Source organism: [Actinomadura] parvosata subsp. kistnae (assembly GCF_900323885.1).
In the GTDB taxonomy this organism is placed as follows: domain Bacteria; phylum Actinomycetota; class Actinomycetes; order Streptosporangiales; family Streptosporangiaceae; genus Nonomuraea; species Nonomuraea composti.
Genome location: NZ_OOHJ01000022.1, coordinates 48,755 through 62,615, shown reverse-complemented (window position 1 = coordinate 62,615; position 13,861 = coordinate 48,755). Strand labels below are relative to the sequence as shown.

Sequence of the window (13,861 nt, the reverse complement as noted above, 5' to 3'; positions counted from 1 at the left end):
AGCAGCCGCTGCATGAGGAGCCACTGAGTTGTCACGTCGCCTGTTCACATCCGAGTCGGTCACCGAGGGCCACCCGGACAAGATCGCCGACCAGATCAGTGACGCGATTCTCGACGCCATGCTCAAGGACGACCCCAAGAGCCGGGTCGCCGTCGAGACGATGATCACTACCGGCCAGGTTCACGTCGCAGGCGAGGTCACGACCGAGACCTACGTCGACATCCCCGGCGTCATCCGCGAGAAGATCCTGGAGATCGGCTACGACGCCTCCCACAAGGGCTTCGACGGCGCCTCCTGCGGCGTGTCGGTGTCCATCGGCGCGCAGTCGCCCGACATCGCCCAGGGCGTCGACGACGCCTACGAGCACCGCGTCGACGGCGACGGCGACGAGCTCGACCGCCAGGGCGCCGGCGACCAGGGCCTCATGTTCGGCTTCGCCTGCCGCGAGACCCCCGAGCTGATGCCGCTGCCCATCACCCTCGCCCACCGGCTGGCCCAGCGCCTGTCCGAGGTGCGCAAGAGCGGCACCGTCCCCTACCTCCGCCCCGACGGCAAGACCCAGGTCACCATCGAGTACGACGGCGACACGCCCGTCCGCCTCGACACCGTCGTGGTCTCCACCCAGCACGCCGCCGAGATCGACCTCAAGGAGATGCTCGCTCCCGACATCAAGGAGCACGTCGTCGACGTCGTCCTCAAGGACATCGAGATCGACACCGAGGGCTACCGCCTGCTGGTCAACCCGACCGGCCGCTTCGAGATCGGCGGCCCCATGGGCGACGCCGGCCTCACCGGCCGCAAGATCATCATCGACACCTACGGCGGCATGGCCCGCCACGGCGGCGGCGCCTTCTCCGGCAAGGACCCGTCCAAGGTCGACCGCTCCGCCGCCTACGCCATGCGCTGGGTCGCCAAGAACGTCGTCGCGGCCGGGCTCGCCGACCGGTGCGAGGTGCAGGTCGCGTACGCGATCGGCAAGGCCCAGCCGGTGGGCCTGTTCGTCGAGTGCTTCGGCACCGAGAAGCTGCCCGTGGAGAAGATCCAGGAGGCCGTCCTCCAGGTCTTCGACCTGCGGCCCGCCGCGATCATCCGCGACCTCGACCTGCTGCGGCCGATCTACTCGGAGACCGCCGCCTACGGGCACTTCGGCCGCGAGGGCTTCTCCTGGGAGTCCACCGACCGCGCCGAATCCCTCCGCACCGCCGCCGGCCTCTGACGGCCCACGCTCGCTGACCGGCGCCGCCCTCCTTCTGGGGGGTGGCGCCGGTTCGGCATGCCAAGGGGCGCCCGGACCTTCGCCTGGGACATCGGGCATGCCCGGAGCCTGCCTGGCTCTGCGTGCGGGCGCGCCGCGACCCTGACTCGGCTCCTCTGCCCTCCCGGCCCTGCCGCCGTGCGCCTGTGCAAGCGGCCCCGGCTCTGGTCGCCGTTCAGGCGCCGGCCGTGCTCCTGAGGCGCCGGCGGGCGGCTTCTCGTGGCGCCGCGTCGGCGGGGCGTGGTGCGGTGGAGGTCGGCGCACGTGATCGGGGGCCGGCCCGGCGTGCGCTTGCTCGGCCCCAGTCCGGCGTGGCGTGTGCTTGTGGGAGCGGGCCCTGGTTGTGGCCCGCCATTCAAGCGCCGGGCGTGCTCCTGCGCGCGCCGTCGGGCGGCTCATTGTGGCGTCGCGTCGGCGGGACGTGGTGCGGTGGAGGTCGGCGCACGTGATCGGCGGCCGGCCCGGCGTGCGCTTGCTCGGCTCAGCCCGGCGTGGCGTGTGCTTGTGGGAGCGGGCCCTGGTTGTGGCCCGCCGTTCAAGCGCCGGGCGTGCTCCTGCGCGCGCCGTCGGGCGGCTTCTCGTGGCGTCGCGTCGGCGGGGCGTGGTGCGGTGGAGGTCGGCGCACGTGATCGGCGGCTGTTGCTGAGGTGCCGCAGAGCGGTCCGAGAGAGCGCGTCGTCAGCCAGCTCCTCGTGGCGCCGCGTCGGTGGGACGTGGTGCGGTGGAGGCCGGCGCACGTCATCGGCGGTCGGCTCGGTGTGCTCCCGTACACAGGGCCAGTCAGGTGGGCGCGGCGGGGCAGGCGGTGGACCCCGGGTTGGGTTGGTGGGCATGGGGGAGGGTGGGGGTCTGGTAGACGTTATGCGTGACCCGATCCTCCGACGACGCCCTCCTGCCGCTCGAAGCCGTGCGGCCCGCGCAGTCGTCGAAGGACACCAAGGGCGCGCCCGTCCCCGCTCCTGAGAACCCCGTGGCCAGGGTCGTCGTGGACAGCCCGCTGCCGCACCTCGACCGGCCCTTCGACTACCTCATCCCCGAGGCGATGCACGAGACGGCCGAGCCGGGGGTGCGGGTGCGGGTGCGGTTCGCGGGCAAGCTGGTGGACGGTTTCCTGCTGGAGCGGGTGTCCGAGAGCGAGCACGAGGGGAAGCTCACGCCGCTCGAACGGGTGGTCTCGCCCGAGCGGGTCCTCACCCCCGAGATCGCGGGCCTGGCGAGGGCGGTGGCCGACCGGTACGCGGGCACCCTGACGGACGTGCTCCGCCTGGCCGTCCCTCCTCGCCACGCCAAGGCCGAGGCGGAGGCGCCCAAACCGGACGCGCCGAAGAGCGCCTCACCGGAAACGGGCCCGTCCGCTGATCCGCAGGGCCCGGATGCCGCGCCGGTGCACCCGTCGTCCCCGAGCGCGGCGACTGCCGGACCGGAGGCTGTGCCGGTGCGCCCGCCGTTCCAACGCACCCCGGCCGCGAGCCCGGATGCCGCCCCGGGGCGTCCGGCGGACGCGAGCCCGGCTGCCGGCCCGGGGCGTCCGGCGGACGCGAGCCCTGACACCGGGGAACGGCCCGTGAGTGCCTGGGATGCGTATCCGGCCGGGCCGTCGTTCCTCAGTGCGCTGCGTGACGGGCGGGCGCCGCGGGCGGTGTGGTCGGCGCTGCCCGGGGCGAGGGGGTGGGCCGGGGCGGTGGCGGAGGCGGTGCGGGCGACGCTGGACGGTGGCAGGGGAGCGGTCGTCGTGGTTCCCGACGGGAAGGACGTGGCGCTGGCCGATGCGGAGTTCGGCCGGTTGCTGGGGCCCGGCAGGCACGTGGCGCTGACCGCCGATCTGGGGCCGGCGGAGCGGTACCGGCGGTGGTTGAAGGTGCTGAGAGGGCAGGTGCGGGCCGTGGTCGGCACCAGGGCGGCCATGTTCGCCCCCGTCGCGGATCTCGGCCTGGTGGTCATCTGGGACGACGGTGACGACCTGCATGCCGAACGCCTGGCCCCGTACCCTCATGCCCGCGAAGTGCTCGGCCTGCGCGCGCACAGGACCGGTGCGGGCATGCTGATTGGCGGTTACGCCCGTACCGCCGAAGCAACCCAGCTGGTCGCGAGCGGCTGGGCCAGGCCGATCGTGGCGGCGCGGACCACGATCAGGAGCCTGGCGCCGCGGGTGCGGCCGGCGGGTGAGGATGCCGAGCTGGCCAAGGACCAGGCCGCGCGGCAGGCGCGCCTGCCCAGCATCGCCTGGCGCGCCCTGCGGGCCGGGCTGGAGAGCGGCCCGGTGCTGGTGCAGGTCCCGAGGCGGGGCTATCTGCCCGCCCTGGCCTGCCAGCACTGCCGCACCCCCGCCCGCTGCGTGCTGCCGCCCACCCGCACCGCGCACGGGGACCTGCCCCAGGCCGAGGTCCAGTACGCGCCGGGCGCCCGCGCCCAGCTCCCGGCCGGCGGCGTCCAGGCACCGTTCCCGGCGGGCGCTCAGACGCAGCTCCCGGCGGGTGCCCAGACACAGTTCCCGGCGGGCGCCCAGACGGAGCTTGCGGCGGGCGTCCACGGCCGATATCCGGCGGGCGTCCAGACGATGCCGGGCGGGCAGGGGCCGCTCTGCCATGGTCCGCTGGCGCTCAGGGGTGGCCATGCGGCCCCGTACTGCCGCTGGTGCGGCCGTGTGGACGCCGGCTGGCGTTGCCCGTCGTGCGGCAGCCCGCGCCTGCGTGCCGTGGTCACGGGCGCGAGGCGGACGGCGGAGGAGCTGGGCCGGGCGTTCCCGTCCGTGCCGGTCAAAACCTCGGGGCGCGATGGCGTGCTGGCCTCGGTGCCGGCCGCTCGTGCGCTGGTCGTCGCCACGCCGGGCGCGGAGCCGGTGGCGGAGGGCGGTTATGCGGCGGCGGTGTTGCTGGACGGGTGGGCGCTGCTGGGGCGGGCCGATCTGCGGGCGGGGGAGGAGACGGTGCGCCGGTGGATGAACGCCGCCGCCCTGCTGCGTCCGGCCGCGGAGTTGGTGGTGCTGGGGGACGCGGCGCTGCCGGCCGTGCAGGCGCTGCTGAGGTGGGATCCGGTCACGCACGCGGAGCGGGAGCTGGCGGATCGTGCGGAGCTGGGGTTCCCGCCGGCGGTGCGGATGGCGACGCTGACGGGCGCGGCGGCGGCTGTCCGGCAGATGCTGGACGAGGTGCGCCTGCCGCCCGACGCGCAGGTGCTGGGCCCCGTGCCGGTGGACGAGTCGGGTCAGGAACGCGCCATGATCCGCGTACGGCGGGCGGGCGGAGCGGCGCTGGCCGCTGCGCTCAAAGGGGCCAGTGGGGTGCGTGCGGCCAGAAAGACGCCTGATGTCGTGAGGGTGAGTGTCGACCCGCTCGACCTGATTTAGACCGTTTCCCCGATTCGCTCATCCGTGGGTCAGCCGTTAGCGTGCCCCTGTGTCGATCGAATGGGTGAACCAGGCCATCGACGACCTGCGCGCTTGGGGGCGCGCGCGGGAAGTCGAAGTGGACGCGGACGAGGTCCGCCTGCTCTGCGACTACGCCAGCGACTACCTCAACGTCAACGAACTGGGTGATTTCACCCCCGAGACCTTCGACGAGCTGCTGCTCTCCATCTACCCGCGCAAGGTCATCGCCCCGCCGGAGAGCGCGCCGGAGACCGTCGCCGCCGCCCGTACCCTCGTCGACTACCTGCACGAGGCGGCTCAGGTGAGCGGCGAGACGGCGGCGCGGATGCGCGAGCGGCTCGACGCCATCGGGCCGCGCATGGCGGAGGCCCTGGCCGACACCTCGAACTTCGGCATGGCGAAGAGCCTGTTCAGCTCCATCGGCCCCGAGTCGCTGGAGCAGTCGATCGCCATCCCGTCGGGGGAGCTGCCCGACCTGGGCGAGGCGCCTTGCGACTGCCCCGGCTGCACCCCGCTGCCCGCCGTACGGCTGGCCGCGCCGGAGGAGCTGCTGGCGGCGCTGGAGCACGTCCCGATGCTGGCCGAGGAGCCGCTGCCCGGCGACGGCGACCCGCTGGAGGCGTGGGCGCGGCGCGTCGCCCACCTGCTGGAGCAGGACACGGGGGGCGCGGTCACCGGCTCGGCCGAGCTCGACGAGGGGCTCTACGACCTGTTCGACATGATCTACCGGCTCCAGGTGCGGGTGCCCGTCGGCGTGATCGGCGACTACCTCGACGAGCTCGGCGGCGAGGGCGAGGTCGACCTGGCCGCCGTGCTGGGCCGGCTGGAGCGTACGGGGCTGCTGCGGGTCGACGGCGACTGCGCCGAGCTGACGCCCCTGGGGGTGTGGGCGCTGCGCGAGCACTACCTCTCGCTCGGCATCGACGCGCCCCAGGCGCCCGACCTGGCCGAGGCCGACGCGCGCGGGCTCATCGAGGGGCTGCTCGACGGCGTCCCCACCGAGATCGCCGAAGACGACATCAACCGCTGGCTGTCCGTCAGGGAGCCCGCGGAGGCCGCCGCCGAGCTGCTGGCCGCCGCCTCCGGCGCGCCCGCCGTGGCCCGGGGCATCGCGATCACGATCGTCGACCGGCTCGGCCCCGAGGCCGAGCCCGCCGTCCGCGACTACCTGGACGACCAGGAGCTGCGCCCGCACGCCATCCACTGGCTGGCCGCCAGGAAGCTGCCCGCGCCGCCGCTCACCCAGGAGGAGCTGCTGTGGGTCAGCGTCGACATGCTGGCCCTGGCGATGCCCGCCGCCGAGGAGGACCCCGACAACTTCGCCGAGAACATGGCCGCCTCCGGCCCGCCCGCCCACCTCATCGAGGAGATGTGGCGGGTCGACCACCCCGACGTCGTCGAGGTGCTGGAGCTGCTCGGACGCTCCATCACCGACGGTACGGTGGCCAAGGCGGCGCGCAAGGCGGCGTTCAAAGCCCGTTCCCGGAGCATCCGTTGAGTACGCTCATGTGACCGCTGTGCAGTAAGTTTCGTGGGTGGCAAACAACGTCTTCGACCTCGCCGAGCTGCGGAAGCTGATCGATGAGCAGGCCGCCGTGCCTCCACGGCCTCCTGAGGAGACTCACGTGGAGCATGAGGCGCTGACGTTCCCGCCGGTCCTGCTGGCGCCCGACGCCGAGCTGGCCAGGGCGGTGCCCGCGGTGCCGCTCGTGGCCGACGCCATCAGGCTCACCACGTGGACGGGCGAGCGGCAGGTCACGCCCGACGGGCACCTGCCCGAGGCCGACGCCGAGGCCGCCGCGAGGGAGCTGGGCCTGCCCGCCTCCCGCGTCCGCCTGGTCTGGATCGTCGCGGTCAACACCGGCCTGCTGCAGATCCTCGGCGGCAAGGCCACGCGCGGGCCGCTGTCGATGCAGCTGACGGTCGAGGCCACGCTGGAGTTCTGGGACGGCGTGGTCATGGACGTCCTCGACCGCGCCGACGAGGGCCTGACCGGCTCCGCCGTGGTCGACGGCCACCTCGCCGAGATGCTGGCGACGATCTATTCCGTACGGTCGGGGGTCGCCACGGCCAACCTCGCCCGCGGCATCCTGCAGTCCCACGAGGTCGCCTGCGCGCCCGGCCCCGTGGAGATGCGCAAGATCGCCGCCGCGCTGCCCGCGGAGCTGCTGGAGGCGCTGTCGCTGCTGACCTACTGCGGGCTGGTCGAGCAGACCCCCGCCGGTCGCACCGCGCTCACCCCGCTCGGCGTCTGGGCCATCCGCCGCGACCTGCTGCGCGAGGGGCACGACGCGCCGACGGCGGCGGAGGTGGAGGTGTTCGCCGACCTGTCGGCGGCGGAGCTGGTGGAGGCGCTGGTCAAGGGCAGCGCCTCGCAGAGCGCCGTGGCCGGGTGGCTGGAGCGCCGCTCGCCCGAGTCGGCCGCCCGCGACCTCATCGAGATCGCCGCCTCCGGCACGGCCGGCCAGCGCGGCGCCGTGGGCGCGATCCTCGAGGAGCTGGGCCCCGAGGCGGAGGCCCCGGTCAGGCAGGCGCTCGACCATCCGCTGATGCGCCGCTACGCCGCCTCCTGGCTGCACATCCGCGACCTCGAGGCCCCCACGCTCAGCCCTGAGGACCACACCTGGATCGCCGTCGACTCGCTGGCGGCCCTGATGCACCTGTCGGGCCCCGCCGCTGGCCGCATCGACCCGCCCGAGCCGGGCGAAGACCTGATCAAGCTGGTCGACGAGATGCCCGCCGTGGGGCATCCCGACACGATCGCCGTCCTCGACATGCTCGCCAGCGCCCACGACGACAAGGCCGTGGTCAAGGCGGCGCGCAAGGCCGCGATGAAGGCCCGCTCGCTGGAGCACGCGCGCCGCAGCGGCTAGCCCCGCGCGTGCCCGCTCTGAGCACGCGCGCCGCGGCGGCCGGCCGCGCGCAACGACGTAAGAGGGCCACATGAGAGGGCTCGCACCTGCACTAAACTGGGCTGATCCACGCCTTGAGAACGGAGTGACCCCCTTGGCGATCCAGTCGATCCGGCTGTTCGGAGACCCGGTGCTGCGCACCCCGGCGGCCCCGGTCGTCGACTTCGACAAGGAGCTGCGCAAGCTGGTCAAAGACCTCACCGACACGATGATGGACGCCCCGGGCGCGGGCCTGGCGGCCCCCCAGATCGGCGTCGGGCTGCGGGTCTTCACCTACTACGTGGACGACCAGCTCGGCCACCTGATCAACCCCGACCTCGACCTGTCCTCCGAGCTCGACGAGGAGGGCGAGGAGGGCTGCCTGTCCTTCCCCGGCCTGTCGTTCCCGACGCCGCGCGCGATCCGCGCGGTCGCCAAGGGCTTCAACATGCACGGCGAGCCGGTCACGCTGGAGGGCACCGACCTCATGGCCCGGTGCTTCCAGCACGAGACCGACCATCTCGACGGCATCCTGTTCATCGACCGGATGGACCCCAAGCAGCGCAAGCTGGCCATGAAGGCCGTGCGCGAGGCGGAGTGGAGCGGCCTGTCCGCCCCCGTGATCAAGGTCTCGCCCCACGCCACCGGCGGAAAGGCACTCTGAGCGCATGCGTCTGGTCTTCGCGGGCACGCCCGAGACGGCACTGCCGTCACTGCGCACGTTGATCGACTCGCCCCGGCACGAGGTGGTGGCGGTCGTCACCCGTCCCGACGCCCAGTCGGGCCGCGGCCGCAAGGTGCACCCCTCGCCGGTGGCCGAGCTCGCGGAGGAGGCGGGCATCGAGGTGCTGCGCCCGCAGAAGGCCGGCGACCCCGCCTTCCTCGACCGGCTCCGGGAGCTGGAGCCCGACTGCTGCCCCGTCGTCGCCTACGGCGCCCTGCTGCCGCAGTCGGCGCTCGACGTGCCCCGGCACGGCTGGATCAACCTGCACTTCTCGATCCTGCCCGCCTGGCGCGGCGCCGCGCCCGTCCAGCACGCGATCCTGCACGGCGACGAGATCACCGGGGCGAGCACGTTCCAGATCGTCAAGGAGCTCGACGCCGGCCCCGTCTACGGCGTGGTGACCGAGGAGATCCGCGGCACCGACACCAGCGGGGCGCTGCTGGAGCGGCTGTCGGTCTCGGGTGCGGGGCTGCTCGCCGCCACCCTCGACGGCGTCGAGGACGGCACCCTGGAGGCCCGCCCCCAGCCCGCCGACGGCGTCACCATCGCACCCAAGATCTCGGTCGCCGACGCCCGCATCGACTGGAGCAAGCCCGCCATGCACGTCGACCGGCTGGTCCGGGCCTGCACGCCCAACCCGGGCGCGTGGAGCGAGTTCCGGGGGCAGCGGGTGAAGGTGGGGCCGGTGCGGGTGGTGTCAGGGGAGCGCCTGGCGCCTGGCGAGGTCGTCGCCACCAAGACGTCCGTGCTGGTCGGCACGGCCAGCGACGCGGTCGAGCTGGGCGAGGTGCAGCCGCAGGGCAAGCGGTTGATGGGGCCGTGGAGTGGGCCCGCGGCGTTCGCCCCGAGGGCAAAGAGGTCTTCGCGTGACCCGCCGGCGCCGGGACGCCGCCCAGAGCGAAGGTTCGAGCGCATGAAGACCAGGGGGCAGCAGGGGGCCGGCCGCACGGGAGGGCCGCGCAGGCCGTCGCGCGACCCGGCGCGCAACGCCGCCTACGACGTCGTGCGCGCGGTCGACGAGCGCGACGCGTACGCCAACCTGCTCCTGCCGCGGCTGCTGCGCGAGCGCGGCATCAAGGGGCGCGACGCCGCGCTGGCCACCGAGCTCACCTACGGCACGCTGCGCGGCCTCGGCACCTACGACGCCGTCATCGAGATGTGCAGCGACCGCGCGCCCGACCCCGACGTGCGCGACGCGCTGCGGCTCGGCGCCCACCAGCTCCTGCGCATGCGCGTCCCGCCGCACGCCGCCGTCGGCACCACCGTCGATCTGGTCCGCCTGCGCATCGGCGCCGGCGCCGCCAAGTTCGTGAACGCGGTGCTGCGCAAGATCGGCTCCAGGACGCTGGAGGAGTGGATCCCCATCGTGGCGCCCGACCCGGCCCACGACCCGGTCGGCCACCTCGCGGTCGCCTACGGCCATCCCCGCTGGATCGTCTCCGCCTTCCGCGACGCGCTGGGCACGTCCGACGAAATGGCCGACCTGCTCGACGCCGACAACGCCCGCCCCCTGGTCACGCTCGTGGCGCGGCCGGGGCGCAGCTCCGTGGAGGAGCTGGAGGACTTCGGCGCCATGCCGGGCCGTTACTCGCCGTACGCCGCGTACCTGCGCGAAGGCGATCCCGGGCAGATCGAGGCGGTGGCCGAGACGCGCGCGGCCGTCCAGGACGAGGCCAGCCAGCTCGTGGCGCTCGCCCTCACCCGGGTCCCCGTGCGAGGCGACGGCGACGAGCTGTGGCTCGACATGTGCGCGGGGCCGGGCGGCAAGGCCGGGCTGCTCGACGCCATCGCCACCCATGGCGATCTCGCCGGGCTGAGCGAGGAGGCCCGCCGGCGCGCGTCCGAGGGCGAGCCCCCGTGCCGGACGGTGATGCTCCGGGGGCTTTCCCCGGTGGGGCGCGGCTGCTGGCCGCCGACGTGCAGGCGCATCGGGCGCGGCTGGTGTGGGAGACCACCAAGAGCGCCGCGGTGGTGACCGCCGACGGCACCGAGCCCGCGTGGCGGCCCGGAGTGTTCGACCGGGTGATGCTCGACGCGCCCTGCACCGGGCTGGGCGCACTGCGGCGCCGGCCCGAGGCGCGCTGGCGGCGCGACCCGGCGGGCATCGCCGACCTGGGCAAGCTGCAGCGGCGGCTGCTCGACACCGCCCTTGAGGCCGTGCGGCCCGGAGGCGTCGTCGCCTACGTCACCTGCTCGCCGCACCTGGCCGAGACCAAGGTCGTGGTGGGCGACATCCTGGCCCGCAGGAATGACGTCGAGCAACTGGACGCCCGCGCCTACCTGCCCGAGGTCGACGGGCTCGGCGACGGTCCGCACGCCCAGTTCTGGCCGCACCGGCACGGCACCGACGCGATGTTCCTGGCGTTGCTGCGCAAGATCGGCTGACGCGTCGCCCGTCCGTGTGGTCCGATCGAGAACGTGGACATCCTGGACGAACTACACCTGGCGGAGCTGACCCCGATCATCTGGCTGCAGAGCTGGCCCGACGCCGTCCGGCCCGTCATGCAGCTGGTGTCGGTGCTGGGCACGGACGCGTTCTTCCTGCTCTGCCTGCCGCTGCTCTACTGGTGCGTCAACCCGGCGCTGGCCCTGCGGCTCGGGCTGACCGTCATGGCGTCCGCCGCCACGAACGCGATCGGCAAGCTCGCCCTGCACCAGCCCAGGCCGTACTGGATCGACCCCAGGATCCACGCGTTCTCGGCGGAAGGGGCGTTCGGGCTGCCGTCCGGGCACGCCCAGAGCGGCACCGCGGCCCTGGGACGGCTCGCGATGGCGGTGGCCCGGCCGTGGGCGTGGTGGGCGGCGGGGGCGGCCGTCGCGCTGGTGTGCCTGAGCCGGATCTACCTCGGGGTGCACTTCATCTCCGACGTCGTCGCAGGGGTGGCGCTCGGGATCGTGGTGCTGGTGCTCGTACGGAAACTGGAAGGACCCGCCACCGCGTGGTGGCGCGGGCAGGCGCTGTGGGTGCAGCTCGCCGCGTCCGCGGTGCTGTCCGGCGCGCTGATCGGCTGCGCCGTGCTGGCGAACGCGCTGCACCCCGGGTGGGTGGTGCCGCCGGGGTGGAGCTGGGCCGGGACGATCGACCCCGACAGCCTCGACACCGTCGTCACCATGGCGGGAGTGCTGCTGGGCACGCTGGCCGGGACGTCGGTCATGTACCGGCTGGGGTGGTTCGACGCGGGCGGGCCGCTGCGCGCCCGAGCCCTGCGGTGGGTGATCGGGACGGTCGTGGCGGTGCTCATCTGGTACGCCGAGCGCGAAGTGCTGCCGGAGGGCGCCGTGGGGACGTACCTGGCCTACGCGGTGCTGGCTCTGTGGGTGCAGGCCGGGGCGCCGGTGCTGTTCATCAGGCTCGGGCTGATGGCACGGCGCGGGCAACGCGCGGCCGTCGGGCAGGGGGCCGGATGAGGGCCGGGGGCGAGAGCGGGGGAGGGCGGGTCACTAGACTAGGGGGATCATGGCCGTACAGATCTCGCCCAGCATTCTCGCCGCCGACTTCGCCAGGCTCGCCGACGAGGCCGCCGCCGTCCCGAACGCCGACTGGCTGCACGTCGACGTCATGGACTACCACTTCGTGCCCAACCTGACCCTCGGGCTGCCCGTGGTCGAGGCGTTGCGCAAGGCGACCGACACGCCGCTCGACTGCCACCTCATGATCGCCGACCCCGACCGCTGGGCGCCGCAGTACGCGGAGGCGGGGGCGGGCAGCGTGACCATCCACGCCGAGGCGGCTAAGGCGCCCATCCGCACGCTGCGCGAGATCCGCTCGCTCGGCGCCAGGGCCGGGCTCGCGCTCAACCCCGCCACCCCCGTCGAGCCGTACGAAGACCTGCTCGGCGAGGTGGACATGCTGCTGCTGATGACCGTCGAGCCCGGGTTCGGGGGGCAGAAGTTCCTCGACGTGGTGCTGCCGAAGGTGCGGCGGGCACGCGAGCTCATCGGGCGGCACGGCGGCCGGGTGTGGCTGCAGGTGGACGGCGGCGTGGACACCGGCACCATCGAGCGGTGCGCCGAGGCGGGCGCCGACGTGTTCGTGGCCGGGAGCGCGGTCTACGGGGCGTCGGATCCGGTCGCGGCGATCGACGAGCTGCGCGCCGCCGCCAACCGCGCCACCTCCTGACCCACTGCTCGTGACGTCGGCCGGTCGTGACGTCGGCCGGTCGTGACGTCGGCCGTTCGTGGCGTCGGCCGTTCGTGGCGTCGGCCGTTCGTGGCGTCGGCCGTTCGTGGCGTCGGCCGTTCGTGGCGTCGGCCGTTCGTGGCGTCGATCGTTCGTGGCGTCGGCCGTTCGTGGCGTCGGCCGTTCGTGGCGTCGATCGTTCGTGGCGTCGGCCGCTCGCTGGTCGTGACTGCCGGTGACCGCCGGTTCGCCGGCACCTGACCGACCGTCGCGTCGGTTGCCCAGCGCCCGCCCGCGTGGGCTTCAGGCGATGGTGTGCCGAGCGGCCGACGTTGTGTTGACGACTGGGCTGTGCCGGCCGCTGGACCGGCGGTCGGCGCGGGTGCTGGGCGGGGCCGGTTGTGTGACCAGCCGGGTGGCGGATCGGGGTGGTTGGTGACATGAAGCGGTCATCACCTGGGTAAATCATCACTTATGAGCGACCATGGGATCTTCGGGCCCCGCTCGGTGACGTGGCGGGTGATGGGTGAGCCGATCCTGCTGGTGGGCGGGTTCCGTGCGCTGCTGATGCAGGGGTTGCATCCGAGGGCCATGCGGGGCGTGCTGCAGAACTCGGCGCTGATGGATCCGCAGGAGGCCTGGTCCAGGTTCGTACGGACCACCGAGTTCGTCCGGGTGCGGACCTACGGGACCCGCGCCGAGGTCGAGCGGGCCGGTCGGCGGGTGCGTAAGATCCACGCCAAGCTGACCGCCAACGATCCCGACACGGGGGTCACCTTCCGGCTCGACGAGCCCGAGGCGTTGCGCTGGGTGCACGTGGGCGAGGTGGACTCGTACCTGTCGGTCGCCCGGCGCGCCGGGGTCGGGTTGTCCGACGCGGAGGCGGACACGTTCGTGGACGAGTGGCGGCGGGCCGCCGAGGTGGTGGGGCTGGCGGCGGACAGCGTGCCGGGGTCGGTGGCGGAGCTGCGTGACTACATCGAGGCCCAACGCCCCGGGCTGCGTTTCGTGCCCGAGGCCGCCCATCCGCTGCGCCTGTCGCTGAACGCCCCGCTCCCGCGCCTGCTCACCCCGCTCAAGCCGGTGATGCCCGCGCTGACGCTGCTGGCGTTCGCGACGCTGCCGCGCTGGGCGAGGCGGCTGTACGGGCTGCCGGCCACGCCGGTCGGCGACCTGTGGGCGACCGCTACGTTGCGTACCCTGCACACCGGGATCGGCCTGGTGCCCGGGCAGGTGCGGTACAGCCCGGCGGCGCGGCGGGCGCACCGGCTCATGGCGGCCTGAAGCTAGCGCTTGGTTGTTTTCGCGGGGGCGGTCGCGTGCCCGGGTATCGGCATGGCAAACTGGTAGGAGAAGAGAGCTAGCGTGCTCCGGGGTCGGTGAAATTCCGAACCGGCGGTGACAGTCCGCGACCCGGCCGATGCCATCGGCCGGTTGACCCGGTGAAATTCCGGGACCGACGGTTAAAGTCCGGATGGGAGGAAGCGCGCGAGGTGTCCGGCGT

8 protein-coding genes, 2 pseudogenes and 1 riboswitch are annotated in these 13,861 nt (G+C 73.7%); all 10 genes and pseudogenes read left to right on the top strand.

Features of this window, described 5'->3' with window-relative positions; all coding sequences use genetic code 11:
- Window positions 1–28: 28 nt before the first annotated feature.
- Window positions 29–1,216 (top strand): methionine adenosyltransferase, encoded by a 1,188-nt coding sequence (gene metK, locus KIS93_RS43005; RefSeq protein ID WP_080041096.1) that lies wholly within the window; start codon window positions 29–31, stop codon window positions 1,214–1,216.
- Window positions 1,217–2,120: 904 nt separating this feature from the next.
- Complete coding sequence (locus tag KIS93_RS43000; protein ID WP_418115051.1) at window positions 2,121–4,601, top strand: primosomal protein N'; 2,481 nt, start codon at window positions 2,121–2,123, stop codon at window positions 4,599–4,601.
- Between the two features lie 49 nt (window positions 4,602–4,650).
- Complete coding sequence (locus tag KIS93_RS42995) at window positions 4,651–6,120, top strand: hypothetical protein (protein ID WP_080041095.1); 1,470 nt, start codon at window positions 4,651–4,653, stop codon at window positions 6,118–6,120.
- 37 nt (window positions 6,121–6,157) lie between these two features.
- The gene (locus KIS93_RS42990; protein WP_080041094.1) at window positions 6,158–7,495 is read left to right on the top strand and encodes a hypothetical protein; all 1,338 of its coding nucleotides are present in this window, start codon (window positions 6,158–6,160) and stop codon (window positions 7,493–7,495) included.
- A gap of 133 nt (window positions 7,496–7,628) precedes the next feature.
- Window positions 7,629–8,177, top strand: a complete 549-nt coding sequence (gene def, locus KIS93_RS42985) for a peptide deformylase (protein WP_043638609.1) — start codon at window positions 7,629–7,631, stop codon at window positions 8,175–8,177.
- Between the two features lie 4 nt (window positions 8,178–8,181).
- A pseudogene (gene fmt / locus KIS93_RS42980) lies at window positions 8,182–9,107 on the top strand (methionyl-tRNA formyltransferase).
- Window positions 9,108–9,150: 43 nt separating this feature from the next.
- Window positions 9,151–10,622, top strand: a pseudogene (locus tag KIS93_RS42975) (RsmB/NOP family class I SAM-dependent RNA methyltransferase).
- A gap of 33 nt (window positions 10,623–10,655) precedes the next feature.
- Window positions 10,656–11,645: a phosphatase PAP2 family protein gene (locus tag KIS93_RS42970; RefSeq protein WP_080041091.1), complete on the top strand. Its 990-nt coding sequence runs from the start codon at window positions 10,656–10,658 to the stop codon at window positions 11,643–11,645.
- Between the two features lie 49 nt (window positions 11,646–11,694).
- Window positions 11,695–12,357, top strand: coding sequence for a ribulose-phosphate 3-epimerase (rpe, locus tag KIS93_RS42965; protein WP_080041090.1), 663 nt, complete (start codon window positions 11,695–11,697; stop codon window positions 12,355–12,357).
- A 474-nt stretch (window positions 12,358–12,831) separates the two neighbouring features.
- Entirely contained in the window at window positions 12,832–13,641 is an 810-nt protein-coding gene (locus KIS93_RS42960) for an oxygenase MpaB family protein (protein ID WP_080041089.1), read from the top strand.
- A 77-nt stretch (window positions 13,642–13,718) separates the two neighbouring features.
- Window positions 13,719–13,849: riboswitch (FMN riboswitch) on the top strand.
- Window positions 13,850–13,861: the final 12 nt, after the last annotated feature.

What these genes read in the sequence shown, in the direction of transcription:
- rpe (WP_080041090.1), top strand. Translation starts at nt 11,695, where the DNA reads ATGGCCGTACAGATCTCGCCCAGCATTCTCGCCGCCGACTTCGCCAGG.
- KIS93_RS42960 (WP_080041089.1), top strand. Translation starts at nt 12,832, where the DNA reads ATGAGCGACCATGGGATCTTCGGGCCCCGCTCGGTGACGTGGCGGGTG.